Source organism: Citrobacter sp. CRE-46 (assembly GCF_059615875.1).
The window spans coordinates 1400058-1425900 of the sequence record NZ_CM184341.1; the positions used below are offsets into that span (position 1 = coordinate 1400058).

Genomic DNA, 25843 nt, shown 5'->3' on the forward strand with positions numbered 1-25843 from the left:
CAACATGGCTTACAGCGAAAAAGTTATCGATCACTACGAGAATCCACGTAACGTGGGCTCTTTTGACAACAGCGACGAGAACGTGGGTAGCGGCATGGTCGGCGCACCGGCCTGTGGCGACGTGATGAAGTTGCAGATCAAAGTCAACAATGAGGGTATCATTGAAGACGCGCGTTTCAAGACTTACGGCTGCGGTTCCGCTATTGCCTCCAGTTCTCTGGTTACCGAATGGGTAAAAGGGAAATCGCTGGACGAAGCACAGGCGATTAAAAACACCGATATCGCCGACGAGCTTGAACTGCCACCGGTGAAAATTCACTGCTCTATCCTGGCTGAAGACGCGATTAAAGCCGCGATTGCGGATTACAAAAGCAAACGTGAAGCAAAATAATTAAGAGTTGAGGTTTTATTATGTCGATTACCTTAAGCGACAGTGCAGCAGCGCGTGTAAATACCTTCCTGACTAACCGCGGTAAGGGGTTTGGCCTGCGTCTGGGCGTGAGAACCTCCGGCTGCTCAGGTATGGCCTATGTACTGGAATTTGTTGACGAGCCGGCGGCTGAAGATACCGTGTTTGAAGACAAAGGCGTTAAAGTTGTGGTCGACGGTAAGAGCCTGCAATTTCTCGACGGTACGCAGTTAGACTTCGTCAAAGAAGGTCTGAACGAAGGGTTTAAGTTCACTAACCCGAACGTGAAAGACGAATGTGGATGCGGCGAAAGTTTCCACGTATAACGCGCTCACCGATAACCCCACACGCATGATTTTACGTGTGGGGTTTGTTCTAACAGGCTACCCCTGAGATAGTTATGGATTACTTCACTCTCTTCGGATTACCCGCTCAATATCCTATTGATCTCCAGGCCCTGACGATCCGTTTTCAGGATCTACAACGTCAGTATCATCCTGATAAATTCGCCAGCGGTTCTCAGGCGGAACAACTTGCTGCGGTTTCGCAGTCCGCCACCATTAACCAGGCCTGGCAAACGCTGCGTCATCCCTTGATGCGCGCCGAATACTTATTGTCTTTACACGGTTTTGATATTCGCAATGAGCAGCACACGGTGCGTGATACCGCGTTCCTGATGGAGCAACTGGAACTGCGGGAAGAGCTTGACGAGATCGAGCAGACGAAAGACGAATCGCGACTGGAAAGTTTTATCCAGCGCGTGAAAAAGATGTTTGAAAGTCGCCATCAACTGATGGTTGAACAGCTGGATAACGAGATGTGGGACGCGGCGGCGGATACCGTGCGTAAGCTGCGTTTTCTCGATAAACTGCGAAGCAGTGCAGAACAACTCGAAGAAAAACTGCTCGATTTTTAATTTCCGGAAGCGAAAATGGCCTTATTACAAATTAGTGAGCCTGGTCTGAGCGCCGCGCCGCACCAGCGTCGTCTGGCGGTAGGTATCGATTTAGGCACTACCAACTCCCTGGTTGCAACCGTACGCAGCGGCCAGGCCGAAACGCTGGCAGACCACGAAGGTCGCCACCTGTTGCCGTCAGTGGTTCACTATCAGCCGCAGGGCTACTCTGTCGGTTACGATGCCCGCGCAAATGCCGCCCTTGACCCGGCCAATACCGTTAGTTCGGTAAAACGCATGATGGGCCGCTCTCTGGCGGATATCCAGGCGCGCTATCCGCATCAGCCTTATACGTTTCAGGCCAGTGAAAACGGCCTGCCGATGATTGAAACCGCTGCTGGTTTACTTAATCCGGTGCGCGTATCCGCTGACATTCTGAAAGCGCTGGCCGCGCGGGCAACCGAATCGCTGTCCGGTGAACTGGACGGCGTCGTGATCACCGTTCCGGCATATTTTGACGATGCACAGCGTCAGGGAACCAAAGACGCCGCGCGCCTGGCTGGTCTGCACGTATTACGTCTGCTGAATGAGCCGACCGCTGCGGCGATCGCTTATGGGCTGGACTCCGGTCAGGAAGGCGTGATCGCAGTCTATGACCTTGGCGGCGGTACCTTTGATATTTCTATTCTGCGCCTGAGCCGCGGCGTGTTCGAAGTGCTGGCGACCGGCGGTGATTCCGCGCTCGGCGGCGATGATTTTGACCATCTGCTCGCTGATTACATTCGCGAGCAGGCGGAGGTTGCCGATCGCAGCGACAACCGCGTACAGCGTGAACTGTTGGATGCCGCCATTGCGGCGAAAATTGCACTCAGCGACGCCGATTCTGTAACGGTTAACGTGGCGGGATGGCAGGGTGAAATCACCCGTGAAACCTTCAATGAACTGATTTCCGCACTGGTTAAGCGTACGCTGCTGGCCTGCCGTCGCGCGCTGAAAGATGCGGGCGTTGAGCCGCAGGATGTGTTGGAAGTGGTGATGGTCGGTGGTTCAACCCGCGTGCCGCTGGTACGTGAACGCGTGGGTGAGTTTTTTGGCCGTACGCCGCTGACCTCTATCGACCCGGATAAAGTGGTCGCTATCGGCGCGGCAATCCAGGCGGATATTCTGGTCGGGAATAAACCAGACAGCGAAATGCTGCTGCTGGACGTCATTCCGCTGTCCCTGGGCCTTGAAACCATGGGCGGCCTGGTGGAGAAAGTGATTCCGCGTAACACCACTATCCCGGTGGCGCGTGCGCAGGACTTTACCACCTTTAAAGACGGCCAGACCGCGATGTCCATCCACGTGATGCAAGGCGAGCGTGAGTTGGTGCAGGACTGTCGTTCACTGGCGCGCTTTGCGCTGCGCGGTATTCCTGCGCTGCCAGCAGGCGGCGCGCATATCCGTGTGACCTTTCAGGTGGATGCCGATGGGCTGCTGAGCGTCACCGCTATGGAGAAATCCACCGGCGTTGAGTCCTCCATTCAGGTCAAACCGTCCTACGGTCTGACCGACGGTGAAATCGCCTCCATGATTCAGGATTCGATGAGTTTTGCCGAGCAGGACGTCAAAGCCCGTATGCTGGCAGAACAGAAAGTCGAAGCGGCACGTGTACTGGAAAGCTTATCCGGTGCGCTGAACGCTGATGCCGCGCTGTTAAGCGCCGCAGAGCGTCAGGCTATCGACACCGCCGCCGCGCACTTGAGCGAGGTTGCGCAGGGTGACGATGTTGACGCGATAGAACAAGCCATTAAAAACGTAGACAAACAAACCCAGGAATTCGCCGCTCGCCGCATGGACAAATCCGTCCGTAGCGCGCTGAAAGGCCATTCCGTGGACGAGGTTTAATATGCCAAAGATTGTTATTTTGCCTCATCAGGATCTCTGTCCCGATGGCGCAGTTCTGGAAGCTGAGACTGGCGAAACCATTCTCGACGTTGCCCTGCGTAACGGTATCGAGATTGAACATGCCTGTGAAAAATCCTGTGCCTGTACGACCTGTCACTGCATTGTACGTGAAGGTTTCGATTCTTTGCCGGAAAGCACGGAAGAAGAAGATGACATGCTGGATAAAGCCTGGGGTCTGGAGCCGGAAAGCCGTTTAAGCTGCCAGGCGCGGGTAACCGAGGACGATTTAGTGGTCGAAATCCCACGTTACACAATCAATCATGCACGTGAGCATTAACAGAGGGTAGTATGGGACTGAAGTGGACCGATAGCCGTGAAATCGGTGAAGCGCTGTACGACGCCTTCCCCGACCGTGATCCCAAGACCGTTCGTTTCACCGATCTGCACCAATGGATCTGTGACCTGGAAGAGTTCGATGATGACCCACAGGCATCGAACGAAAAAATCCTTGAGGCCATTTTACTGGTCTGGCTGGACGAAGCCGAATAAGTCAACGGGCTGCCCACGGGTGGCCCGTTTTCCTGTATGCGCGAAAATAAGGATAAATAAAATGACAGAAGCCATGAAAATTACGCTTTCCACGCAACCTGCCGATGCCCGCTGGGGTGAAAAGGCAACATACAGCATTAATAATGAAGGCATTACCCTGCACCTGAACGGAAAAGATGACCTCGGACTTATCCAGCGCGCCGCGCGTAAAATCGACGGCCTGGGTATTAAACACGTGCAACTGGACGGTGAAGGCTGGGATACCGAACGCAGCTGGGCATTCTGGCAGGGCTATAAAGGACCAAAAGGCAGCCGAAAAGTTGAGTGGGCTGCCCTGGACGAAGCACAGCGCAAAGAGCTGGATAACCGTCTGAAGATTATTGACTGGGTGCGCGATACCATTAACGCCCCGGCGGAAGAACTGGGCCCGGAACAACTGGCGCAGCGCGCGGTCGACCTGCTGTGCTCTGTTGCCTGCGATAACGTCTCTTACCGCATCACCAAAGGTGAAGATCTGCGTGAGCAGAACTACATGGGACTGCATACCGTGGGGCGCGGTTCCGAGCGTCCTCCGGTGCTGCTGGCGCTGGACTACAACCCGACTGGCGACAAAGAAGCCCCGGTTTACGCTTGTTTGGTTGGTAAAGGCATTACTTTTGACTCCGGCGGTTACAGCATCAAGCAAAGCGCATTTATGGACTCAATGAAGTCCGATATGGGTGGTGCGGCAACGGTCACCGGCGCGCTGGCGTTTGCCATCACCCGTGGTCTGAACAAGCGTGTGAAGCTGTACCTGTGCTGCGCGGATAACCTGATCAGCGGCAACGCCTTTAAGCTGGGCGATATTATTCACTATCGCAACGGCAAAAAAGTGGAAGTGATGAATACCGATGCGGAAGGACGCCTGGTGCTGGCGGATGGTCTGATCGACGCCAGCGCGCAAAAACCGGAGCTGATTATTGATGCAGCTACGCTGACCGGCGCCGCGAAAACCGCCCTGGGTAACGATTATCACGCGTTGTTCAGCTTTGACGACAAGCTGGCTGCCCGTCTGCTGGCAAGCGCGGCACAAGAAAACGAGCCGTTCTGGCGTCTGCCGTTGGCTGAGTTCCACCGTAGTCAGCTGCCGTCTAACTTTGCCGAGCTGAATAACACCGGCAGTGCGGCCTATCCGGCGGGTGCGAGCACTGCAGCAGGCTTCCTGTCTCATTTTGTGGAAAACTACCAGCAAGGCTGGCTGCACATCGACTGCTCTGCAACTTATCGCAAAGCGCCAGTTGAGCAGTGGTCTGCGGGCGCAACCGGTCTGGGTGTGCGCACCATCGCGAATCTGCTGACCGCATAATTCATGACTGTATTGCCGGATGGCGCTACGCTTATCCGGCCTACATGTATTCATCCAATTTGTGATCCTTATGTCCGAAACAAAAAATGAATTAGAAACGTTGCTGGAACAAGCGGCGACAGAGCCTGCGCATCGACCGGCATTTTTCCGTACTTTACTTGAATCCACCGTCTGGGTGCCGGGTACTGCTGCAGAAGGCGAGGCGGTGGTTGAAGACAGCGCTCTCGATCTACAACACTGGGAAAAAGAAGACGGCACAACCGTGATCCCGTTCTTTACCTCTCTTGAGGCTCTGCAGCAGGCAGTTGAAGATGAACAAGCATTTGTCGTCATGCCGGTGCGTACGTTGTTTGAAATGACGCTTGGCGAAACGCTGTTTCTCAACGCGAAACTGCCGACCGGCAAAGAGTTTATGCCGCGTGAAATCAGTCTGCTGATCGGTGAAGAGGGGAGTCCGCTAAGCACCCAGGAGGTACTGGAAGGCGGCGAATCGCTGATCCTCTCTGAAGTCGCTGAACCGCCAGCGCAGATGATCGACTCGCTGACCACGCTGTTTAAAACCATCAAGCCGGTAAAACGCGCGTTTCTCTGCTCAATCAAAGAAAGTGCGGAAGCTCAGCCGAACCTGCTGATTGGTATTGAAGCCGAAGGTGATATTGAAGAGATCATTCATGCCGCAGGCAGCGTCGCGACCGATACATTGCCGGGCGATGAACCGATTGATATTTGCCAGGTGAAGAAAGGCGAGAAGGGCGTCAGCCACTTTATTACCGAGCATATCGCGCCGTTCTACGAACGCCGCTGGGGCGGCTTCCTGCGCGACTTTAAACAAAACCGGATTATCTGAGTGAAGGAAAGCCGCCCCGAAGGGCGGCTACCAGGCTTACTTGCCCTGGGTGCTTAGCGTCACGCGTATGGAATTACCTGGGTAATCCCGATCCCCGTGAAGACACAACGCGCCAGAAACAACAAGCACGATACAGAAGTATCGTATCTTCATTGCGCGGTCCATGCGAAGACTGCATCACGACAGCACCACTGGCGATAATGCCGCGATAGCAAGCGCTGAGACGCGCTTGCATAAACGGCCATGGGACATCCTTTCCTGAAGCCAGCGCCCGTTTGCGAGACGGCGGAAAGGGCCGGGGAAGATAATACGCTAAATATTGAATAGTTTCCCTGCTAATCAACTTGACTTTCGCTCCCTTAAAAGGGAGTATTTGTTTGCTGAGACGCGCTTGCATTGCTATGGTGACATAGCCTGCTGGAAAGGCCGCGAACCGGACTGGCACAAAAAAACCGCTCATTTGGGCGGTTTTTTTGTGGGCGAAAAAGATGAGTAAATCAGATTTTATTTAGCCTCAGATGGTTCTACCGGTAAATCGTTGCGCGCTCCCCATTCGCTCCACGCCCCGTCATACAGTGCGACGTTCGAAACATCCAGCGTGGCAAGCGCCAGTACCACCACGGCAGCCGTTACGCCGGAGCCGCAGCTGGCGATAATGGGGCGGTCAAAGCTCACGCCGTGGCTGAAGAAAATAGCATCCAGCTCATCGGTAGTTTTGAGTTCGCCGTCACGAACCAGCTCTGTCCACGGTACGTTAAGCGCACCGGGTACATGACCACGCTTCAGGCCTGGACGCGGCTCGTCAACTTCGGCATTAAAACGCGCAGCCGGGCGGGCATCGACGATCTGCGCCGTTTTTTCATGACTGGCCAGCAGCACATCGGTGACGCGCACCACGGCTTCAGGCGTAAATGCGACGTTAAATTCGCCTTCGGGTAACTCCTCGTTTCCTTCCTGCAGCATGAGCTCATCGCGCTGCCAGCCAGCAAGACCGCCCGCCAGAATGGAGACATTCTCGACGCCAAAAGTCCGCAGCATCCACCATGCGCGCGGCGCCGAAAACAGATTGCCGTCATCGTAGACAACCAGATGTTTATCCTGATGAATACCCAATTCGCGCATCGCGACAGCGAAGGCTTCCGGGCGCGGCATCATGTGCGGCAACGGCGAGGTATGGTCGGAAAGCGCTTCAATATCAAAAAAAACGGCGCCAGGAATATGACCTGCGCGATACTCCTCGCCAACATCGCGATCTTCCTGACCTGGAGGTGCCATCCGGGCATCAAGGATTTGTATTTCCGGGTCGTCAATGTGTTCGGCAAGCCAGTCGGCAGCGACAAAGAAGGCGGTGGTCATAGGCATCTCCATTTTTACCAGGTTTTGGCAAATTGTCGGACGTTTAGTGCAAAGCGACAAGTAAAAGAGGCTGATTTGTCAGGTGAATCCACATTAATCACGAAAATTAGGACAACGTTGTTCATTTACTGGCTTCCACAGCCTGAAAACTAACGCATAATAGTTGTTCTACGTAGCTAACGGGCCACTATGGCCAGGGATGAAAAATGAAACATTTACGCGTAGCGGCCTGCATGCTGATGCTGGCACTTGTCGGGTGTGATAATAATAACGAAAAATCGACGACGGCTGCGAAGCCGGATGCACCTGCTCCGCAGACTGCGCCCGCAAAAGACAAGGCCCAGTTAGAAAAGCTGATGCAACAAAGTCAGGGCAAGTCGCTGACGCTGTTAGATGCCTCAGAGGTCCAGCTCGACGGCGCGGCAACGTTCGTGTTGACCTTCTCCATTCCCCTCGATCCGGAACAGGATTTTTCCCGCGTAGTGCACGTTGTCGATAAAAAAAGCGGCAAAGTCGATGGTGCCTGGGAGCTGGCGCCAAACCTGAAAGAGCTACGCTTGCGGCACCTCGAACCTAACCGGGAACTGGTGGTTACCATTGAGCGTGATTTACTGGCGCTGAATAAAGCGACGTTTGGTATCGATTATGAAAAAAATATCACCACACGTGACGTCCAGCCGAGCGTAGGGTTCGCCAGTCGCGGTTCGCTACTGCCGGGAAAAGTGATTGAAGGGCTGCCGGTGATGGCGCTCAACGTTAACAGTGTGGATGTGAATTTTTATCGCGTGAAGCCAGAGTCGCTCGGCGCGTTTGTCAGCCAGTGGGAATACCGCAATTCGTTGTCGAACTGGGAATCCGATAATCTGCTGAAAATGGCGGAACTGGTCTATACCGGACGCTTTGACCTCAACCCTGCGCGCAACACTCGCGAAAAGCTGTTGCTGCCGTTGAGCGAAATCAAACCGTTGCAGCAGGCCGGCGTTTACATCGCGGTGATGAATCAGGCCGGAAAATACAACTACAGTAATGCCGCGACGCTGTTTACGCTCAGCGATATTGGTGTGTCAGCGCATCGTTACCATAATCAACTGGATATCTTTACGCAGAGTCTGGAAAACGGCGCTGCGCAGCAGGGCATTGACGTCACATTACTCAATGAAAAAGGGCAGACTCTGGCGCAAGCCACCAGTGACGCGCAGGGGCATGTACAGCTCAAGACTGATAAAGAAGCTGCCTTATTGCTGGCCCGCAAAGACGGGCAGACTACGCTGCTTGACCTGAAACTTCCGGCATTGGATCTGGCTGAGTTTGATATTGCCGGCGCGCCGGGATACAGCAAACAGTTCTTTATGTTTGGTCCGCGCGATCTCTATCGCCCCGGTGAAACGGTGATCCTCAATGGATTACTACGTGACAGCGACGGTAAAACGTTGCCCGACCAGCCGGTGAAGCTGGAAGTGGTCAAGCCCGACGGACAGGTTTTACGCTCGGTTGTCAGCCAGCCGGAGAACGGTCTGTACCGCTTTAGCTGGCCGCTGGATAGCAGCGCGCCGACCGGTATGTGGCATATTCGCGCCAATACTGGCGACAACCCGTCGCGGATGTGGGATTTCCACGTTGAAGATTTTATGCCAGAGCGGATGGCGCTCAATCTCACCGCCAGCAAAATGCCGGTAGCGCCAACTGATGAAGTGAAATTCTCGGTGGTGGGTTACTACCTGTACGGCGCGCCCGCCAACGGCAACGCTCTGCAAGGGCAGCTTTTCCTGCGCCCGTTACGCGAAGCGGTGCAGACACTACCGGGGTTTCAGTTTGGTAATATTGCCGAAGAAAACCTTTCCCGCAGTCTTGATGAAGTTCAGCTCACGCTGGACGATCACGGTCGCGGCGAAGTGACCGCCAACAGCCAGTGGCAGGAGACGCATTCCCCGTTACAGGTGGTGTTGCAAGCCAGCCTGCTGGAGTCGGGTGGCCGCCCGGTGACGCGTCGGGTTGAACAAGCCATCTGGCCTGCGGATACGCTGCCGGGGATTCGACCGCAGTTTGCGGCGAAATCTGTTTATGATTATCGCACTGACACCACGGTGAATCAGCCTATCGTCGATGAAGACAGCAATGCCGCTTTCGATATTGTGTATGCCGATGCGCAAGGTGATAAAAAAGCGGTGTCCGGCTTGCAGGTGCGTTTGATCCGCGAACGTCGTGATTATTACTGGAACTGGACTGAAGGCGAGGGCTGGCAATCGCAGTTTGATCAAAAAGATCTGATCGAAGGTGAGCAGACTCTGGATCTTAAGGCTGATGAAACCGGTAAAGTGAGCTTTCCGGTTGAGTGGGGCGCCTATCGTCTGGAAGTAAAAGCGCCGAATGATGCGGTGAGCAGCGTGCGCTTCTGGGCGGGTTATAGCTGGCAGGATAATAGCGACGGCAGCGGCTCTGTTCGCCCCGATCGTGTGACCCTGAAACTGGATAAACCCGGCTATCGTCCTGGCGATACCATGAAGCTGCATATTGCCGCCCCCGCGGCTGGCAAAGGTTATGCGATGGTAGAATCCAGCGAAGGACCGTTGTGGTGGCAAGAAATAGACGTGCCTGCGAATGGCCTGGACCTCACTATTCCAGTCGATAAAACCTGGAATCGCCACGATTTGTATCTCAGTGCGCTGGTGGTTCGTCCTGGCGACAAATCCCGTTCGGCGACGCCAAAACGGGCGGTTGGGTTGCTGCATTTACCGCTGGGCGATGAAAATCGTCGTCTGGGACTGGTGCTGGAAAGTCCGGCGAAAATACGCCCAAATCAGCCGTTAACCGTCAAGATTAAAGCCAGCGTTAAAAATGGCGACGTGCCAAAACAGGTTAACGTACTGGTCTCTGCCGTTGATAGCGGGGTGTTGAACATCACTGATTACGTTACGCCCGACCCATGGCAGGCGTTTTTCGGACAAAAACGCTATGGCGCGGATATTTATGATATCTATGGTCAGGTAATTGAAGGGCAAGGTCGTCTGGCGGCGCTACGCTTTGGTGGCGATGGCGATGAGTTAAAGCGTGGCGGTAAGCCTCCGGTTAATCACGTCAATATCGTGGCGCAACAGGCGTTACCGGTCACGCTTAACGAGCAGGGCGAAGGTACGGTGACGTTACCGATTGGTGATTTCAACGGCGAGCTGCGGGTCATGGCGCAGGCCTGGACGGCGGATGACTTTGGCAGCAGCGAAAGCAAAGTGATTGTCGCCGCGCCGGTGATTGCTGAACTGAACATGCCGCGCTTTCTGGCGGGGGGAGATACTTCGCGCCTGACGCTGGACGTGACCAACCTGACCGATAAACCACAGACGCTGAATATTAACCTCGCGGCCAGTGGTTTACTGGAACTGATAGGGCAAGATCTTGCGCCTGTGAATCTGGCGCCAGGCGTACGGACTACGCTGTTTATTCCGGTGCGCGCGCGGGAAGGCTTTGGCGAGGGTGAAATTCAGGCGCAGATTAGCGGTCTGTCTCTGCCAGGGGAAACGCTGCCTGTGCAGCACAAACAGTGGAAGATTGGCGTGCGCCCGGCGTTTCCCGCGCAAACTGTCAATAATGGCCTTGCGCTCCAGCCGGGGGCAACCTGGCAGCTGCCAGGCGAAGAGTTGGCTAATTTCTCTCCTGTGACGATGCAGGGGCAATTGCTGTTCAGCGGTAAACCGCCGCTGAATCTGGCGCGCTACATCCGTGAACTGAAAGCTTACCCTTACGGTTGTCTTGAGCAAACGGCGAGCGGGTTGTTCCCCTCTTTATACACCAATGCCGCGCAACTGAAGGCATTAGGTATCGCGGGCGACAGTGATGAAAAACGCCGTGCGGCAGTAGAGATTGGCATTTCCCGTTTACTGCAAATGCAGCGCGATAACGGCGGTTTTGCGCTGTGGGATAAGAACGGGCCGGAAGAGTACTGGCTGACCGCGTACGTAATGGATTTCCTCGTCCGCGCGAACGAACAAGGCTACAGCGTCCCGGTTGAGGTGATTAACCGGGGGAACGAGCGGCTGCTGCGTTATTTGCAGGATCCGGGGATGATGTCGATTCGTTATACCGATGACTCGTCTGCAAGCCGGTTTGCTGTACAGGCCTACGCCGCGCTGGTGTTGGCTCGTCAGCAAAAAGCCCCGCTTGGCGCACTGCGTGAAATCTGGGAGCGCCGCGCTCAGGCGGCTTCTGGTTTGCCGCTGTTGCAACTGGGGATCGCGCTGAAAAACATGGGCGATGCTAATCGCAGTGAACAGGCGCTTACGTTAGCGCTGAATACACCGCGTCGCGATGCACAACAGTGGATGGCGGATTACGGCAGCCAGCTACGCGACAACGCGCTGATGCTGGCATTGCTGGAAGAGAACAAGCTCAAACCTGAAGAGCAGAATATGTTGCTGAACACATTGTCAGAACAGGCCTTTGGTCAGCGCTGGCTCTCTACTCAGGAAAATAATGCGTTGTTCCTTGCCGCGCGTACGTTACAGGATTTACCTGGCACGTGGCAGGCGCAAACATCACTCTCTGAACAGCCGTTAGCAGGTGATAAATCGCAAACCCGGAATCTGGATGCCGACGAGCTGTCCACGCTGAGCGTCACGAATACCGGTAATCTGCCGCTGTGGCTGCGTCTGGATGTCAGTGGTTATCCGCAAACCGCACCGACGCCTGCCAGCAACGTCCTGCATATTGAACGTCAGATCCTGGGACTCGACGGGAGCAGCAAATCACTGGATTCTCTGCGCAGCGGCGAACTGGTGCTGGTCTGGCTGGACGTTAAAGCTAGCCAGAACGTGCCGGATGCTCTGGTCGTCGACTTACTGCCTGCCGGACTGGAGCTGGAAAACCAGAATCTGGCTAACGGCAGCGCCAGTCTGCAGGATAGCGGTAGCGAAGTGGCGAACCTGCTCAATCAGATGCAGCAGGCGGATATCCAGCATATTGAGTTCCGTGACGATCGCTTTGTCGCTGCGGTGGCGGTCAATGAAGGACAGCCGGTTACGCTGGTCTATCTGGCGAGAGCAGTAACACCGGGAACGTATCAGGTTCCCGTCCCGCAGGTGGAATCAATGTATGTTCCGCAGTGGCGGGCAACCGGTGCGGCAGAGGGGCTTTTGATTGTCAGACCATAAATGATGCGCGGGTTGGGTAAACGCGGCTGCTGGCTCTGGCTGGCAGTCGTTGCGCTAGTGTTTGTGATGGCGATTTGGGCGGCAGACAAAATCTGGCCGCTGCCGCTTCATGAGGTGGATCCCGCGCGTGTCGTGGTGGCGCACGATGGTACGCCTCTCTGGCGCTTCGCCGACACGGACGGTATCTGGCGTTATCCGGTGACGATTGATGAGGTATCCCCCCGCTACCTTCAGGCCTTAATCAATTACGAAGACCGCTGGTTCTGGAAACACCCCGGGGTCAATCCGTTTTCAGTGCTGCGCGCCGCATGGCAGGACCTCTCATCCGGGCGTGTCGTCTCGGGCGGCAGTACGCTCACCATGCAGGTGGCTCGTTTACTCGATCCCCACCCGCGCACCTTTGGCGGCAAGTTTCGCCAGCTCTGGCGCGCGTTGCAGCTGGAATGGCATCTGTCCAAGCGCGACATCCTGACGCTGTATCTTAACCGTGCGCCGTTTGGCGGCACGCTGCAAGGCGTGGGCGCAGCGAGCTGGGCCTATCTTGGCAAATCGCCTGCACAACTGAGCTACTCCGATGCAGCATTGCTGGCTGTGCTGCCACAGGCGCCGAGCCGTCTGCGTCCGGACCGTTGGCCGGAGCGCGCTGAAGCGGCGCGTAATAAAGTGCTCGAACGTATGGCAATTCGGGGCATTTGGTCCGCAAAACAGGTGCAGGAGTCACGCGAAGAGCCGGTCTGGCTGGCCCCCAGGCAGATGCCGCAGTTAGCGCCGTTATTTTCGCGCATGATGCTGGGAAAAAGCCGCAGCGATAAAATCGTGACTACCCTTGACGCCGGGTTGCAGCGGCAACTCGAAGAGCTGGCGCAAAACTGGAAAGGGCGATTGCCGGCGCGCAGTTCGCTGGCGATGATTGTGGTCGATCACACCGATATGAGCGTGCGTGGCTGGGTGGGGTCAGTGGATATGAATGATGACTCCCGCTTTGGTCATGTGGATATGGTGAATGCGATCCGCTCGCCGGGATCGGTGCTGAAGCCGTTTATCTATGGTCTGGCGCTGGATGACGGATTAATTCATCCCGCTTCGTTGTTGCAGGATGTACCACGGCGAACTGGTGATTATCGACCGGGGAATTTTGACAGTGGTTTTCACGGACCGGTAAGTATGAGCGAGGCGCTGGTACGTTCGCTGAATTTACCCGCGGTTCAGGTACTGGAAGCCTATGGCCCGAAGCGTTTTGCCGCATCGTTACGTAACGTCGGTTTACCGTTATATCTGCCCGCAGGGGCTGCGCCGAATCTGTCGCTGATTTTAGGCGGGGCGGGGGCAAGGCTTGATGATATGGTGGCGGCGTATAGCGCCTTTGCCCGCCACGGGAAGGCGGGTAAATTGCGTCTGCAGCCGGCAGACCCGCTACTGGAGCGCCCGTTGATGTCGGCAGGCGCGGCGTGGATTATTCGCCGGATTATGGCTGACGAAGCACAACCGCTACCGGATAACGCACTGAGCAGAGTGGTTCCTCTGGCGTGGAAAACGGGTACCAGCTATGGCTATCGCGATGCGTGGGCGATTGGGATTAACGCCCGTTATGTGATTGGCATCTGGACCGGCAGGCCCGACGGTACGCCGGTGGTGGGGCAGTTTGGCTTTGCCAGCGCCGTACCGCTGCTCAATCAGGTCAACAATCTGCTGCTCTCTCGCGGGACGAATCAGCCGGAAGACCCCCGTCCTGAATCCGTTAGCCGCGGCGTGGTATGTTGGCCGGGCGGGCAATCTCTTGCGGCTGGAGACAGTAACTGTCGCCGCCGGCTGGCAACCTGGCTACTGGATGGCAGTCAGCCGCCAACACTGTTATTACCTGAGCAGGAAGGTGTTAACGGCATTCGTTTCCCTGTCTGGCTGGACGGAGAGGGCAAACGCGTGGCGGCGGATTGCCCGCAGGCGCGCGAACAGACGCTTATCGTCTGGCCCTTGCCGCTTGAACCATGGCTGCCGGAATCAGAGCGCCGTGGGGCGAGATTACCGCCTGTTTCTGCCACATGTCCGCCGTTGGGGCAGGATCCCGGGTTACCGTTGCAGTTGACAGGTCTGCGCGATGGCGCGATTGTGAAGCGTTTACCTGGTTCTCCAGAGGCTTCATTGCCGGTGCAAACCAGCGGTGGAACAGGTGATCGCTGGTGGTTTCTTAACGGACAACGTCTGGACGAGCGCGGGCGTCACCTGACGCTACGTCTGACGGCCAAAGGGGATTACCAACTGCTGGTGATGGATGACGCCGGACAGGTGGCGACGGTGAGATTTTCGGTGCAATAGACCAGTTGGTGAGTATTTGTTGCTAAAACTCATCTTATTTTAAAGAAATGTTACCTTCATCAATAGTCAATTGCCGGGATGCTCTTTATAATCCGCGCCAGGTCGTACATCTATATAGACAACAACAGAACATATTACAGAGGTTATCAATGGCTATTGAACGTACTTTTTCCATCATTAAACCAAACGCGGTGGCAAAAAACGTTATTGGGAGCATCTTTGCGCGCTTTGAAGCTGCAGGGTTCAAGATTGTAGGGACTAAAATGCTGCACCTGACCGTTGAGCAGGCGCGTGGCTTTTATGCTGAGCACGACGGCAAGCCGTTCTTTGACGGTCTGGTTGAATTCATGACCTCCGGTCCGATCGTTGTTTCCGTTCTGGAAAGCGAAAACGCCGTACAGCGTCATCGCGATCTGCTGGGCGCTACCAACCCGGCGAACGCGCTGGCCGGTACCCTGCGTGCCGACTACGCTGACAGCTTCACCGAAAACGGGACTCACGGTTCTGATTCCGTTGAATCTGCCGCTCGCGAAATCGCCTATTTCTTCGGTGAGGGCGAAGTTTGCCCGCGTACGCGCTAATAAGCTCGTCCTGTGGGCCGGATAAGCGTTTGCGCATCCGGCTCTGCTTTGCCTGATGGCGACGCGAGGCGTCTTATCAGGCCTACGTTCTTTCTTTACATATTATTTTCGCTAATGCTTCGTGCAAACGTGGCATCCCTGCGCCAGACTTTGTACAATGCAACGCCCCGGAAGAGCAGACCGCTTGCCGGGGCGTTTCTTTTTAACCCTCCACGGGCCACAACGTGTAACAACGAGGCCGGAAAAAATTATGTCTGAATTAGTTAACACCTCTGAAGTCGTCATTCCTGCGGTTCCAAATAAAAATGGAAAAATTAACCTGCTGGATCTGAACCGTCAGCAAATGCGCGAATTCTTCAAAGAAATGGGCGAAAAGCCGTTTCGTGCCGATCAGGTCATGAAGTGGATGTACCACTATTGCAGCGACAACTTTGATGACATGACTGACATCAATAAGGTGCTGCGTAACAAGCTGAAAGAAGTCGCTGAAATTCGCGCCCCGGAAGTGGTGGAAGAGCAGCGTTCCTCTGACGGCACGATCAAATGGGCTATCGCGGTTGGCGATCAGCGCGTTGAAACCGTTTATATCCCGGAAGACGATCGCGCGACCCTGTGTGTTTCTTCACAGGTTGGTTGTGCATTAGAGTGTAAATTCTGCTCTACGGCGCAACAGGGATTTAACCGTAACCTGCGAGTGTCGGAAATCATTGGTCAGGTTTGGCGTGCGGCGAAAATCGTCGGCGCGGTAAAAGCAACGGGTGTTCGTCCTATCACCAACGTGGTGATGATGGGGATGGGCGAGCCGTTGCTCAACCTGACTAACGTGGTGCCGGCGATGGAAATCATGCTGGATGACTTCGGTTTCGGGCTGTCCAAGCGTCGCGTTACGCTTTCCACCTCAGGGGTTGTACCTGCGTTGGATAAGCTGGGCGATATGATTGACGTTGCGCTGGCGATCTCTCTGCATGCGCCGAACGATGAAATTCGTGACGAAATTGTGCCTATCAACAAAAAGTACAATATCGAAACGTTCCTCGGGGCAGTGCGTCGTTATCTGGAAAAATCCAACGCCAACCAGGGTCGTGTGACCATTGAGTATGTCATGTTGGATCACATTAATGACGGTACCGAACACGCGCATCAACTGGCTGAACTGCTGAAAGATACGCCGTGTAAGATCAACCTGATCCCGTGGAACCCGTTCCCTGGCGCACCGTATGGTCGTAGCTCTAACAGCCGTATCGATCGTTTCTCCAAAGTGTTGATGAGCTATGGTTTCACCACCATCGTGCGTAAAACACGTGGCGATGACATCGATGCAGCCTGCGGCCAATTGGCAGGCGACGTTATCGACCGTACCAAGCGTACTCTGCGCAAGCGTATGCAGGGTGATGCTATCGACATCAAAACCGTTTGATGTCGAGCGCACTACGGTATAATTCTTGTACCGTAGTGCAATGTAAGCCAGGTGAGGTTCTTTGGTTGTTGTCGTCAGGTCAATAATAACGGTGCGTTTTTGTCGACTTTAAGGCAGTATGTAACGGCGCAACAAGAGTTTAGCCCTCAGGTTTACGCTTTTTTGTCATTGGTAGTCTGACCGTTTTATACTGTCTGACGAAGGTTAACTGACCAGATGTTTCGCGGTGTGGGTGAGCATTGTGACTCGCCGGCGCCAGAACCCAAATTTACGCAGCTGTAGCGAATGAATACTGAAGCCACGCACGACAAAAATGAAGCACTCTCCACCGGCGTTCGTCTGCGCAATGCCCGTGAACAACTCGGATTCAGCCAACAGGCAGTCGCGGAACGACTGTGCCTGAAGGTCTCCACGGTACGCGATATTGAAGAAGATAAGGCACCAGCCGATCTCGCTTCAACATTCCTGCGTGGGTACATCCGTTCTTATGCGCGTCTGGTGCATATTCCTGAAGAAGAACTGTTGCCAGGGCTGGAAAAACAGGCTCCAGTTCGCCCTGCTAAAGTCGCGCCGATGCAGAGCTTCTCGCTCGGTAAGCGTCGTAAAAAGCGCGATGGCTGGTTAATGACCTTCACCTGGCTGGTGCTGTTTGTTGTTGTCGGACTGACAGGCGCCTGGTGGTGGCAGAACCATAAAGCGCAGCAGGAAGAGATCAGCACCATGGCCGATCAATCTTCTGCTGAGCTGAATGCCGGTAAAGACACTGCGCAGAATGTACCGTTAGATAGCAGCGCCGCAGCAGGTCAGGAGACAACGCCGGCTGCGGGCGATGGCGCAGTAGCGGACGCCGCGCCATCGACGGATGCTCCGTCAACCCCGGTGCCAGCCGCGGATGCGCAACAGAATGCTGTTGTAGCGCCTTCTCAGGCCAATGTGGATACCGCAACCGCAGCGCCAACAGCGCCAACAAATGCGGCCCCGCTGCCGACTGACCAGGCGGGTGTAAGTACCCCGGCAGCCGATCCTAATGCACTGGTAATGAACTTTACCGCCGATTGCTGGTTGGAAGTAACCGATGCGACCGGTAAAAAATTGTTCAGCGGTATGCAGCGTAAAGACGGTAATCTGAATTTGACCGGTCAGGCGCCGTACAAACTGAAAATTGGCGCTCCGGCGGCAGTGCAGATTCAGTTCCAGGGTAAACCTGTCGATCTGAGTCGTTTTATCAGAACTAACCAGGTTGCACGTCTGACCGTTAATGCCGAACAATCACCGGCTCAGTAACAGACGGCAATGCGGGAGATTTTTTAATGCATAACCAGGCTCCAATTCAACGTAGAAAATCGACACGCATTTACGTTGGGAACGTGCCGATCGGCGATGGTGCGCCCATCGCCGTACAGTCTATGACCAATACGCGCACCACTGACGTGGAAGCGACGGTTAATCAGATCAAAGCGCTGGAACGCGTAGGCGCAGATATTGTTCGTGTCTCTGTACCGACAATGGATGCTGCAGAAGCGTTCAAGCTTATCAAACAGCAGGTTAATGTCCCGCTGGTTGCCGATATTCACTTCGACTACCGTATCGCGCTGAAAGTGGCGGAATACGGCGTTGACTGTCTGCGTATCAACCCAGGCAATATCGGTAATGAAGAACGCATCCGCATGGTAGTAGACTGCGCTCGTGATAAAAATATTCCTATCCGCATCGGCGTAAACGCCGGATCGCTGGAAAAAGATCTGCAGGAAAAATACGGTGAACCGACGCCGCAGGCGCTGCTGGAATCCGCTATGCGTCATGTGGATCACCTCGATCGTTTGAACTTCGATCAATTCAAAGTCAGCGTTAAAGCCTCTGACGTTTTCCTCGCCGTAGAATCCTATCGCCTGCTGGCGAAACAGATCGATCAACCGCTGCATCTGGGGATCACCGAAGCCGGTGGCGCACGTAGCGGGGCGGTGAAATCCGCGATCGGTTTAGGATTGCTGCTATCAGAAGGGATCGGCGATACGCTGCGTGTTTCTCTGGCTGCCGATCCGGTGGAAGAGATCAAAGTGGGCTTCGATATTTTGAAATCGCTGCGCATTCGCGCGCGCGGGATCAATTTCATCGCTTGTCCAACCTGCTCACGTCAGGAATTCGACGTTATCGGTACGGTTAACGCGTTGGAGCAACGCCTGGAAGACATCATTACGCCAATGGATGTTTCGATCATCGGCTGTGTGGTAAATGGTCCTGGCGAAGCGCTGGTTTCTACGTTGGGCGTGACGGGCGGTAACAAGAAAAGCGGCCTGTACGAAGACGGTGTGCGTAAGGACCGACTCGACAACGACGATATGATCACGCAGCTTGAAGCCCGTATTCGCGCTAAAGCGAGTATCCTGGACGAAGCGCGCCGTATCGACGTGCAGCAGCTTGAAAAATAACAACGTGATGGGAAGCGGCGTGCTTCCCGTGTATGATTGAACCCGCATGGCGCCCGCATTGTTCGGGTTAGCGCTGAGGGTTCATTTTTATATTCATAAAGAGAATAAACGTGGCAAAAAACATTCAAGCCATTCGCGGCATGAACGATTATCTGCCTGGCGAAACCGCCATCTGGCAGCGCATTGAAGGCACACTCAAAAACGTGCTCGGTAGCTACGGTTACAGTGAAATCCGCTTGCCGATTGTAGAGCAGACCCCGTTATTCAAACGCGCGATCGGTGAAGTTACCGACGTGGTTGAAAAAGAGATGTATACCTTTGAGGACAGAAATGGCGACAGCCTGACTCTGCGTCCTGAAGGGACTGCGGGCTGCGTACGCGCCGGCATTGAACATGGTCTCCTGTACAATCAGGAACAGCGTCTGTGGTATATCGGGCCGATGTTCCGCCACGAACGTCCGCAGAAAGGACGCTATCGTCAGTTCCATCAGTTGGGTGTCGAAGTGTTTGGCCTGCAGGGCCCGGACATCGATGCTGAACTGATTATGCTGACCGCTCGCTGGTGGCGCGCGCTGGGTATTTCTCAACATGTTAGCCTGGAGTTGAACTCAATTGGTTCGCTTGAAGCCCGTGCTAACTACCGTGATGCGCTGGTCGCCTATCTGGAACAGCATAAAGAGAAACTGGACGAAGACTGCAAGCGTCGCATGTACACCAACCCGCTGCGCGTGCTTGACTCCAAAAACCCAGAAGTGCAGGCGCTGCTCAACGACGCACCTGCGCTGGGTGATTATCTCGATGACGACTCTCGCGAGCATTTCGCGGGTCTGTGCAAACTACTGGAATCCGCAGGGATTGCCTACACCGTTAATCAGCGTCTGGTTCGTGGTCTTGATTACTACAACCGCACCGTATTTGAGTGGGTTACCAGCAGTCTGGGCTCGCAGGGTACCGTGTGTGCCGGTGGTCGTTACGACGGTCTGGTAGAGCAACTGGGCGGTCGCGCAACGCCTGCTGTGGGCTTCGCCATGGGCCTGGAACGCCTTGTTTTGTTAGTTCAGGCAGTGAATCCGGAATTTATTGCCTCCCCTGTTGTCGATATATACCTGGTTGCTTCAGGCACAGACACACAGTCGGCAGCAATGCGGCTTGCGGAACGTCTGCGTGATGAAGTTCCTGGTGTGAAACTGATGACCAACCACGGCGGCGGCAACTTTAAGAAACAGTTTGCCCGTGCCGATAAGTGGGGCGCCCGCGTTGCACTGGTACTGGGTGAGTCCGAAGTGGCTGACGGTACTGTTGTAGTGAAGGATTTGCGCTCTGGTGAGCAAACGGCAGTAGCGCAGGATGGCGTTGCCGCGCATTTGCGCACTCTACTGGGCTAAGGAGAAGGACAGCGTGGAAATTTACGAGAACGAACACGACCAGGTTGATGCGGTAAAACGCTTCTTTGCCGAAAACGGCAAAGCGCTGGCGGTTGGGATAATTTTAGGGGTTGGCGCACTGGTTGGCTGGCGTTACTGGACCAGCCATCAGACGGAGTCCGCACGCTCTGCTTCTCTGGCATACCAAAATACGGTGACCGCGGTTAGCGCGGGTAAAGCGGATAGCATTCCTGCGGCAGAGAAATTTGCAGCAGAGAATAAAAATACCTACGGCGCGTTAGCTTCACTGGAACTTGCGCAGCAGTTTGTTGACCAAAATGAACTTGAGAAAGCCGCAAGCCAGCTGCAACAAGGCCTGGCTGCAACCAGCGATGAGAATCTCAAAGCGGTGATTAACCTGCGTCTGGCTCGTGTTCAGGTTCAGCTTAAACAGGCTGATACCGCGCTGAAAACACTCGACACCATTAAAGGTGAAGGGTGGACAGCCATTGTTGCCGATCTGCGCGGTGAAGCGTTGCTGAGCAAGGGCGACAAACAAGGTGCGCGTAGCGCATGGGAAGCGGGTGTGAAAAGCGATGCCTCTCCTGCTCTGAGCGAAATGATGCAGATGAAAATCAATAATTTGTCCATCTGAGAGGGACCCGATGCAATTGCGTAAATTAGTTCTGCCAGGGCTGCTTTCCGTTACCCTATTGAGCGGCTGTTCACTGTTTAGTGGCGAAGAAGATGTCGTTAAGATGTCCCCATTACCGGTGGTTGAAAACCAGTTTACTCCGTCTACGGACTGGAGCACTTCCGTGGGCAACGGTATTGGTGATTTCTATTCCAATCTTCATCCTGCGCTGGCGGATAACGTTGTCTATGCAGCCGATCGCGCAGGTGTCGTGAAAGCGTTGAACGCAGACGACGGCAAAGAAGTGTGGTCTGTTAATCTGGGTGAGAAAGACGGTTGGTTCTCCCGTGCATCTGCACAGCTTTCTGGCGGCGTAACCGTGTCCGGTGGTCATGTTTACATTGGCAGTGAAAAAGCGCAGGTTTATGCGTTGAATACCAGCGACGGTACCACCGCATGGCAGACGAAAGTTGCCGGTGAAGCGCTGTCCCGTCCGGTTGTGAGCGATGGCATGGTATTAATCCACACCAGCAACGGTCAATTGCAGGCGTTGAACGAAGCTGACGGCGCCATCAAGTGGACCGTTAACCTCGACATGCCATCCCTGTCTCTGCGTGGCGAATCTGCCCCTGCGACGGCCTTTGGCGCAGCAATTGTTGGTGGTGATAACGGTCGCGTAAGCGCCGTGCTGATGCAGCAGGGCCAGATGATTTGGCAGCAACGTATTTCTCAGGCGACAGGCCCAACGGAAATCGATCGTCTGAGTGACGTTGATACCACGCCGGTTATCGTCAATGGCGTTGTTTACGCGCTGGCTTATAATGGTAACCTGACCGCGCTGGATCTGCGCAGTGGTCAGATTATGTGGAAACGTGAACTGGGCTCGGTGAATGATTTCATCGTCGATGGAAACCGTATCTACCTGGTCGATCAGAACGACCGCATACTGGCGCTGACCACCGACGGCGGCGTGACGCTGTGGACGCAAAGCGATCTGTTGCACCGTCTGCTGACGTCTCCGGCATTGTATAACGGCAATTTGGTTGTGGGCGATAGCGAAGGCTACCTGCACTGGATTAACGTTGAAGATGGTCGCTTTGTTGCCCAGCAGAAAGTCGACAGCTCCGGTTTCCTGACCGAGCCAGTCTCTGCGGATGGTAAACTGCTGATCCAGGCGAAAGACGGTACGCTGTACTCCATTACGCGTTAATCGTCCTGGCCGCTCGCTTTGAAAAACGGCTCCTGGTGCAGGGGCCGTTTTACTGTTTTTAACAACGGCGCAAAAATGTGCGCGTTGTCTGATGATTTTTTAAATGAGGCTTTAAACATGGTACCTGTGGTCGCGCTTGTCGGGCGCCCTAACGTTGGCAAATCCACGTTATTTAACCGTCTAACTCGCACCCGAGATGCGCTGGTTGCGGATTTCCCGGGTCTGACTCGTGACCGTAAGTACGGTCGTGCGGAAATTGAAGGCCGCGAGTTTATCTGTATTGATACCGGCGGTATTGATGGTACGGAAGACGGTGTTGAAACCCGCATGGCTGAACAGTCTCTGTTGGCTATCGAAGAAGCGGACGTTGTACTGTTTATGGTGGATGCGCGTGCTGGCCTGATGCCAGCGGATGAAGCCATTGCTAAACATCTGCGTTCACGCCAGAAACCGACGTTCCTGGTGGCCAACAAAACGGACGGACTGGATCCCGATCAGGCGGTTGTTGATTTCTACTCGCTGGGTCTGGGTGAAATTTATCCGATTGCTGCCTCCCATGGTCGCGGCGTTCTCAGTCTGCTGGAGCATGTTCTGCTGCCGTGGATGGATGACGTTGCACCGCAGGAAGAAGTCGATGAAGATGCGGAATATTGGGCGCAACTGGAAGCCAAAGAAAACGGTGAAGAAGAGCCTGAAGACGACTTCAACCCGCAGGATCTGCCGATCAAGCTGGCGATTGTCGGGCGTCCGAACGTAGGTAAGTCCACACTGACTAACCGTATTCTCGGCGAAGACCGCGTGGTGGTTTACGACATGCCAGGGACCACGCGTGACAGCATTTATATTCCGATGCAACGCGACGAACGTGAATATGTGCTGATCGACACCGCTGGCGTGCGTAAGCGCGGGAAAATTACCGAAGCGGTAGAAAAATTCTCAGTCATCAAAACGCTGCAGGCGATTGAAGATGCCAACGTGGTTATGCTGGTGATTGATGCGCGGGAAGGTATTTCCGATCAGGACCTGTCGCTGCTGGGCTTTATCCTCAATAGTGGGCGCTCACTTGTTATTGTCGTCAACAAATGGGACGGCCTGACGCAGGAAGTGAAAGAGCAGGTCAAGGAAACGCTGGACTTCCGTCTGGGCTTTATTGATTTTGCGCGCGTACACTTTATCTCTGCGCTGCACGGTAGCGGTGTCGGTAATCTGTTTGAATCGGTCCGCGAAGCGTACGACAGCTCCACCCGTCGCGTTAGTACCGCGATGCTGACGCGTATCATGACCATGGCGGTAGAAGATCATCAGCCGCCGCTGGTACGTGGTCGTCGCGTGAAGCTGAAATATGCCCATGCCGGTGGTTATAACCCGCCGATCGTGGTGATTCATGGCAATCAGGTGAAAGATCTGCCGGATTCATATAAGCGCTATCTGATGAACTACTTCCGCAAAACTCTGGACGTGATGGGGACTCCGATCCGCATTCAGTTCAAAGAAGGGGAAAACCCGTTTGCGAATAAACGTAATACGCTGACGCCGACCCAGATGCGTAAACGTAAACGTTTGATTAAGCACATTAAAAAAAGCAAATAATCGTTGCTGATGTTGATAAAAACCCGCGCTTGTCGCGGGTTTTTTTTCGGTATTCCATCGCCAGCTTCAGCCCGTGCAATGTCAATCACTATTCGTTTTTTACCAAGTTTAAATCTAAGAAAGTAGACATTTGTCGAGTTTTCATCTTAAAGTCCGGGGGTTGGTACTAGACAAAACTAGCCTTAGGTTATCAAATGGTTAAATAACTTTTCGCCGCATGTAAAAAATCGGTCAGATACGTAACTGGCTGGCGTACATGCGGTGTATACACGCACGACGACATAACTTTCGGGAGAATTATGCAATCCTCTGTTAATCAAAAAGAAAGCCGAACTTTCTTCGGTCATCCTTATCCGCTCGGCTCGCTGTTCTTCACAGAGATGTGGGAGCGTTTCTCGTTTTATGGCATTCGCCCATTACTGATCCTGTTTATGGCGGCTACCGTCTATGACGGCGGCATGGGGCTGGCGCGTGAAAACGCCTCGGCGATTGTGGGTATTTTTGCCGGTACGATGTATCTCGCTGCGCTGCCTGGTGGTTGGCTGGCGGATAACTGGCTCGGCCAACAGAAAGCCGTATGGTACGGTTCCATCCTGATTGCGCTTGGTCATCTGTCGATTGCGCTTTCGGCCATTATGGGTAATAACCTGTTTTTTATCGGCCTGATGTTTATCGTGCTCGGTTCCGGTCTGTTTAAGACCTGTATTTCGGTCATGGTTGGCACATTGTATAAAAAAGGCGATGCGCGTCGTGACGGCGGTTTCTCGCTGTTTTACATGGGCATCAATATGGGGTCATTCATCGCCCCCTTGATCTCCGGTTGGTTGATTAAAACCCATGGCTGGCATTGGGGCTTTGGTATCGGTGGTATCGGCATGCTGGTGGCGTTAATCATCTTCCGTGTGTTTGCCGTTCCGTCGATGAAACGCTACGACAGCGAAGTGGGACTGGACTCGACCTGGAACAGCCCGGTAGTGAAGCGTAACGGTGTGGGCGCATGGCTACTCGCGCTGGCTGTCGGTGTGGCGATTATCGTTACGCTGATTGCGCAGGGCGTGATTGTGATTAATCCGGTCGCGGTTGCCAGCATACTGGTGTACGTGATTGCCGCCTCTGTTGCGCTCTACTTTATCTACCTGTTCATCTTTGCCGGCCTGAATCGCAAAGAGCGCGCCAGACTGCTGGTTTGCTTTATCCTGCTGGTTTCCGCCGCATTCTTCTGGTCGGCGTTTGAGCAAAAACCCACCTCGTTCAACCTGTTCGCCAACGACTACACTAACCGTATGATCGGTGATTTTGAAATTCCGGCGGTTTGGTTCCAGTCGATAAACGCCCTGTTTATCATCCTGCTGGCGCCGGTATTTAGTTGGGCGTGGCCGAAGCTGGCGAGTATGAACATTCGCCCGAGCAGCATCACTAAGTTCGTTATCGGTATTTTGTGTGCGGCGGCAGGCTTTGGCCTGATGATGCTGGCGGCGCAAAACGTTCTCAGCAACGGCGGGGCAGGCGTTTCTCCATTCTGGCTGGTAGGCAGTATCCTGATGCTGACGCTTGGCGAGCTGTGTCTGAGCCCGATCGGTCTGGCGACCATGACGCTGCTGGCGCCGGAAAGAATGCGTGGGCAAATGATGGGCCTGTGGTTCTGTGCCAGTGCGCTGGGTAACCTGGCCGCAGGTCTGATTGGCGGTCATGTGAAGGCTGACCAACTGGATATGCTGCCGGATCTCTTCGCTCGCTGCTCGATTGCGCTGCTGATCTGCGCCGCGGTCCTGATTGTCCTTATTGTTCCCATTCGTCGCATGCTGGAAAATACGCAAACTAAACCGGCAACCAGCGCCTGATAACACCTCGATTATGCCGGGGCAGAAACTATGCC

21 protein-coding genes are annotated in these 25843 nt (G+C 54.5%); 19 read left to right on the forward strand and 2 right to left on the reverse strand.

Annotated elements, in window-relative coordinates; all coding sequences use genetic code 11:
- Nucleotides 1–4: 4 nt before the first annotated feature.
- The 8 genes from iscU to sseB all read left to right on the forward strand — a co-directional run bounded on the left by iscU (nucleotide 5) and on the right by sseB (nucleotide 5932).
- Nucleotides 5–391, forward strand: a complete 387-nt coding sequence (gene iscU, locus AC534G_RS06600; RefSeq protein ID WP_002913991.1) for a Fe-S cluster assembly scaffold IscU — start codon at nucleotides 5–7, stop codon at nucleotides 389–391.
- A 20-nt stretch (nucleotides 392–411) separates the two neighbouring features.
- Complete coding sequence (iscA, locus tag AC534G_RS06605; protein ID WP_110497162.1) at nucleotides 412–735, forward strand: iron-sulfur cluster assembly protein IscA; 324 nt, start codon at nucleotides 412–414, stop codon at nucleotides 733–735.
- A 74-nt stretch (nucleotides 736–809) separates the two neighbouring features.
- Nucleotides 810–1325 (forward strand): co-chaperone HscB, encoded by a 516-nt coding sequence (gene hscB, locus AC534G_RS06610; RefSeq protein ID WP_038642626.1) that lies wholly within the window; start codon nucleotides 810–812, stop codon nucleotides 1323–1325.
- A gap of 15 nt (nucleotides 1326–1340) precedes the next feature.
- Nucleotides 1341–3191, forward strand: coding sequence for a Fe-S protein assembly chaperone HscA (gene hscA / locus AC534G_RS06615; protein ID WP_110497163.1), 1851 nt, complete (start codon nucleotides 1341–1343; stop codon nucleotides 3189–3191).
- 1 nt (nucleotide 3192) lies between these two features.
- Nucleotides 3193–3528: an ISC system 2Fe-2S type ferredoxin gene (fdx, locus tag AC534G_RS06620; protein ID WP_003037690.1), complete on the forward strand. Its 336-nt coding sequence runs from the start codon at nucleotides 3193–3195 to the stop codon at nucleotides 3526–3528.
- 11 nt (nucleotides 3529–3539) lie between these two features.
- Nucleotides 3540–3740 carry a Fe-S cluster assembly protein IscX gene (gene iscX, locus AC534G_RS06625; RefSeq protein WP_038642622.1) on the forward strand — a complete coding sequence of 67 codons (201 nt, stop codon included), beginning with the start codon at nucleotides 3540–3542 and terminating at the stop codon, nucleotides 3738–3740.
- Nucleotides 3741–3801: 61 nt separating this feature from the next.
- The gene (pepB, locus tag AC534G_RS06630) at nucleotides 3802–5085 is read left to right on the forward strand and encodes an aminopeptidase PepB (RefSeq protein ID WP_038642620.1); all 1284 of its coding nucleotides are present in this window, start codon (nucleotides 3802–3804) and stop codon (nucleotides 5083–5085) included.
- A gap of 70 nt (nucleotides 5086–5155) precedes the next feature.
- Nucleotides 5156–5932: an enhanced serine sensitivity protein SseB gene (gene sseB, locus AC534G_RS06635; protein ID WP_110497165.1), complete on the forward strand. Its 777-nt coding sequence runs from the start codon at nucleotides 5156–5158 to the stop codon at nucleotides 5930–5932.
- 36 nt (nucleotides 5933–5968) lie between these two features.
- Here sseB and timP read toward each other — a convergent pair whose 3' ends face one another.
- Together timP and sseA are read right to left on the reverse strand one after the other, a co-directional pair.
- Nucleotides 5969–6097: a small toxic inner membrane protein TimP gene (timP, locus tag AC534G_RS06640; protein WP_306669585.1), complete on the reverse strand. Its 129-nt coding sequence runs from the start codon at nucleotides 6095–6097 to the stop codon at nucleotides 5969–5971.
- A gap of 339 nt (nucleotides 6098–6436) precedes the next feature.
- The gene (gene sseA, locus AC534G_RS06645) at nucleotides 6437–7288 is read right to left on the reverse strand and encodes a 3-mercaptopyruvate sulfurtransferase (RefSeq protein ID WP_038642619.1); all 852 of its coding nucleotides are present in this window, start codon (nucleotides 7286–7288) and stop codon (nucleotides 6437–6439) included.
- 206 nt (nucleotides 7289–7494) lie between these two features.
- Here sseA and AC534G_RS06650 point away from each other — a divergent pair, with 206 nt between their 5' ends.
- From AC534G_RS06650 to AC534G_RS06700, 11 genes are all read left to right on the forward strand, one after another.
- Complete coding sequence (locus AC534G_RS06650) at nucleotides 7495–12429, forward strand: alpha-2-macroglobulin family protein (protein ID WP_110497167.1); 4935 nt, start codon at nucleotides 7495–7497, stop codon at nucleotides 12427–12429.
- On the forward strand, nucleotides 12430–14742 hold the full coding sequence (gene pbpC, locus AC534G_RS06655) for a peptidoglycan glycosyltransferase PbpC (protein WP_110497169.1): 2313 nt from the start codon (nucleotides 12430–12432) through the stop codon (nucleotides 14740–14742).
- A gap of 149 nt (nucleotides 14743–14891) precedes the next feature.
- Nucleotides 14892–15323 carry a nucleoside-diphosphate kinase gene (gene ndk / locus AC534G_RS06660; protein ID WP_003037710.1) on the forward strand — a complete coding sequence of 144 codons (432 nt, stop codon included), beginning with the start codon at nucleotides 14892–14894 and terminating at the stop codon, nucleotides 15321–15323.
- Nucleotides 15324–15573: 250 nt separating this feature from the next.
- Nucleotides 15574–16740, forward strand: coding sequence for a dual-specificity RNA methyltransferase RlmN (gene rlmN / locus AC534G_RS06665; RefSeq protein ID WP_003037713.1), 1167 nt, complete (start codon nucleotides 15574–15576; stop codon nucleotides 16738–16740).
- Nucleotides 16741–17025: 285 nt separating this feature from the next.
- A complete protein-coding gene (gene rodZ / locus AC534G_RS06670; RefSeq protein WP_110497171.1) occupies nucleotides 17026–18024 on the forward strand; it encodes a cytoskeleton protein RodZ in 999 nt (332 codons plus the stop codon).
- A gap of 26 nt (nucleotides 18025–18050) precedes the next feature.
- On the forward strand, nucleotides 18051–19169 hold the full coding sequence (gene ispG / locus AC534G_RS06675; RefSeq protein ID WP_016154000.1) for a flavodoxin-dependent (E)-4-hydroxy-3-methylbut-2-enyl-diphosphate synthase: 1119 nt from the start codon (nucleotides 18051–18053) through the stop codon (nucleotides 19167–19169).
- Nucleotides 19170–19279: 110 nt separating this feature from the next.
- Nucleotides 19280–20554 (forward strand): histidine--tRNA ligase, encoded by a 1275-nt coding sequence (hisS, locus tag AC534G_RS06680; RefSeq protein ID WP_069324459.1) that lies wholly within the window; start codon nucleotides 19280–19282, stop codon nucleotides 20552–20554.
- Between the two features lie 13 nt (nucleotides 20555–20567).
- Entirely contained in the window at nucleotides 20568–21188 is a 621-nt protein-coding gene (locus AC534G_RS06685) for a YfgM family protein (protein WP_038642608.1), read from the forward strand.
- A 10-nt stretch (nucleotides 21189–21198) separates the two neighbouring features.
- A complete protein-coding gene (gene bamB, locus AC534G_RS06690) occupies nucleotides 21199–22377 on the forward strand; it encodes an outer membrane protein assembly factor BamB (RefSeq protein ID WP_496594523.1) in 1179 nt (392 codons plus the stop codon).
- Nucleotides 22378–22494: 117 nt separating this feature from the next.
- Nucleotides 22495–23967 (forward strand): ribosome biogenesis GTPase Der, encoded by a 1473-nt coding sequence (gene der / locus AC534G_RS06695; RefSeq protein WP_038642605.1) that lies wholly within the window; start codon nucleotides 22495–22497, stop codon nucleotides 23965–23967.
- 299 nt (nucleotides 23968–24266) lie between these two features.
- Nucleotides 24267–25808 (forward strand): peptide MFS transporter, encoded by a 1542-nt coding sequence (locus AC534G_RS06700; protein ID WP_069324461.1) that lies wholly within the window; start codon nucleotides 24267–24269, stop codon nucleotides 25806–25808.
- Nucleotides 25809–25843 lie beyond the last annotated feature (35 nt).

Bases quoted from the DNA above. Each gene is read 5' to 3' on its own strand.
- ndk (WP_003037710.1), top strand. From the start codon at position 14,892: ATGGCTATTGAACGTACTTTTTCCATCATTAAACCAAACGCGGTGGCA.
- iscA (WP_110497162.1), top strand. From the start codon at position 412: ATGTCGATTACCTTAAGCGACAGTGCAGCAGCGCGTGTAAATACCTTC.
- pbpC (WP_110497169.1), top strand. From the start codon at position 12,430: ATGATGCGCGGGTTGGGTAAACGCGGCTGCTGGCTCTGGCTGGCAGTC.
- der (WP_038642605.1), top strand. From the start codon at position 22,495: ATGGTACCTGTGGTCGCGCTTGTCGGGCGCCCTAACGTTGGCAAATCC.
- iscU (WP_002913991.1), top strand. From the start codon at position 5: ATGGCTTACAGCGAAAAAGTTATCGATCACTACGAGAATCCACGTAAC.
- AC534G_RS06700 (WP_069324461.1), top strand. From the start codon at position 24,267: ATGCAATCCTCTGTTAATCAAAAAGAAAGCCGAACTTTCTTCGGTCAT.
- rodZ (WP_110497171.1), top strand. From the start codon at position 17,026: ATGAATACTGAAGCCACGCACGACAAAAATGAAGCACTCTCCACCGGC.
- sseB (WP_110497165.1), top strand. From the start codon at position 5,156: ATGTCCGAAACAAAAAATGAATTAGAAACGTTGCTGGAACAAGCGGCG.
- iscX (WP_038642622.1), top strand. From the start codon at position 3,540: ATGGGACTGAAGTGGACCGATAGCCGTGAAATCGGTGAAGCGCTGTAC.
- fdx (WP_003037690.1), top strand. From the start codon at position 3,193: ATGCCAAAGATTGTTATTTTGCCTCATCAGGATCTCTGTCCCGATGGC.
- AC534G_RS06650 (WP_110497167.1), top strand. From the start codon at position 7,495: ATGAAACATTTACGCGTAGCGGCCTGCATGCTGATGCTGGCACTTGTC.
- timP (WP_306669585.1), bottom strand. From the start codon at position 6,097: ATGGACCGCGCAATGAAGATACGATACTTCTGTATCGTGCTTGTTGTT.
- hscA (WP_110497163.1), top strand. From the start codon at position 1,341: ATGGCCTTATTACAAATTAGTGAGCCTGGTCTGAGCGCCGCGCCGCAC.
- pepB (WP_038642620.1), top strand. From the start codon at position 3,802: ATGACAGAAGCCATGAAAATTACGCTTTCCACGCAACCTGCCGATGCC.
- bamB (WP_496594523.1), top strand. From the start codon at position 21,199: ATGCAATTGCGTAAATTAGTTCTGCCAGGGCTGCTTTCCGTTACCCTA.
- rlmN (WP_003037713.1), top strand. From the start codon at position 15,574: ATGTCTGAATTAGTTAACACCTCTGAAGTCGTCATTCCTGCGGTTCCA.
- sseA (WP_038642619.1), bottom strand. From the start codon at position 7,288: ATGACCACCGCCTTCTTTGTCGCTGCCGACTGGCTTGCCGAACACATT.
- hscB (WP_038642626.1), top strand. From the start codon at position 810: ATGGATTACTTCACTCTCTTCGGATTACCCGCTCAATATCCTATTGAT.
- ispG (WP_016154000.1), top strand. From the start codon at position 18,051: ATGCATAACCAGGCTCCAATTCAACGTAGAAAATCGACACGCATTTAC.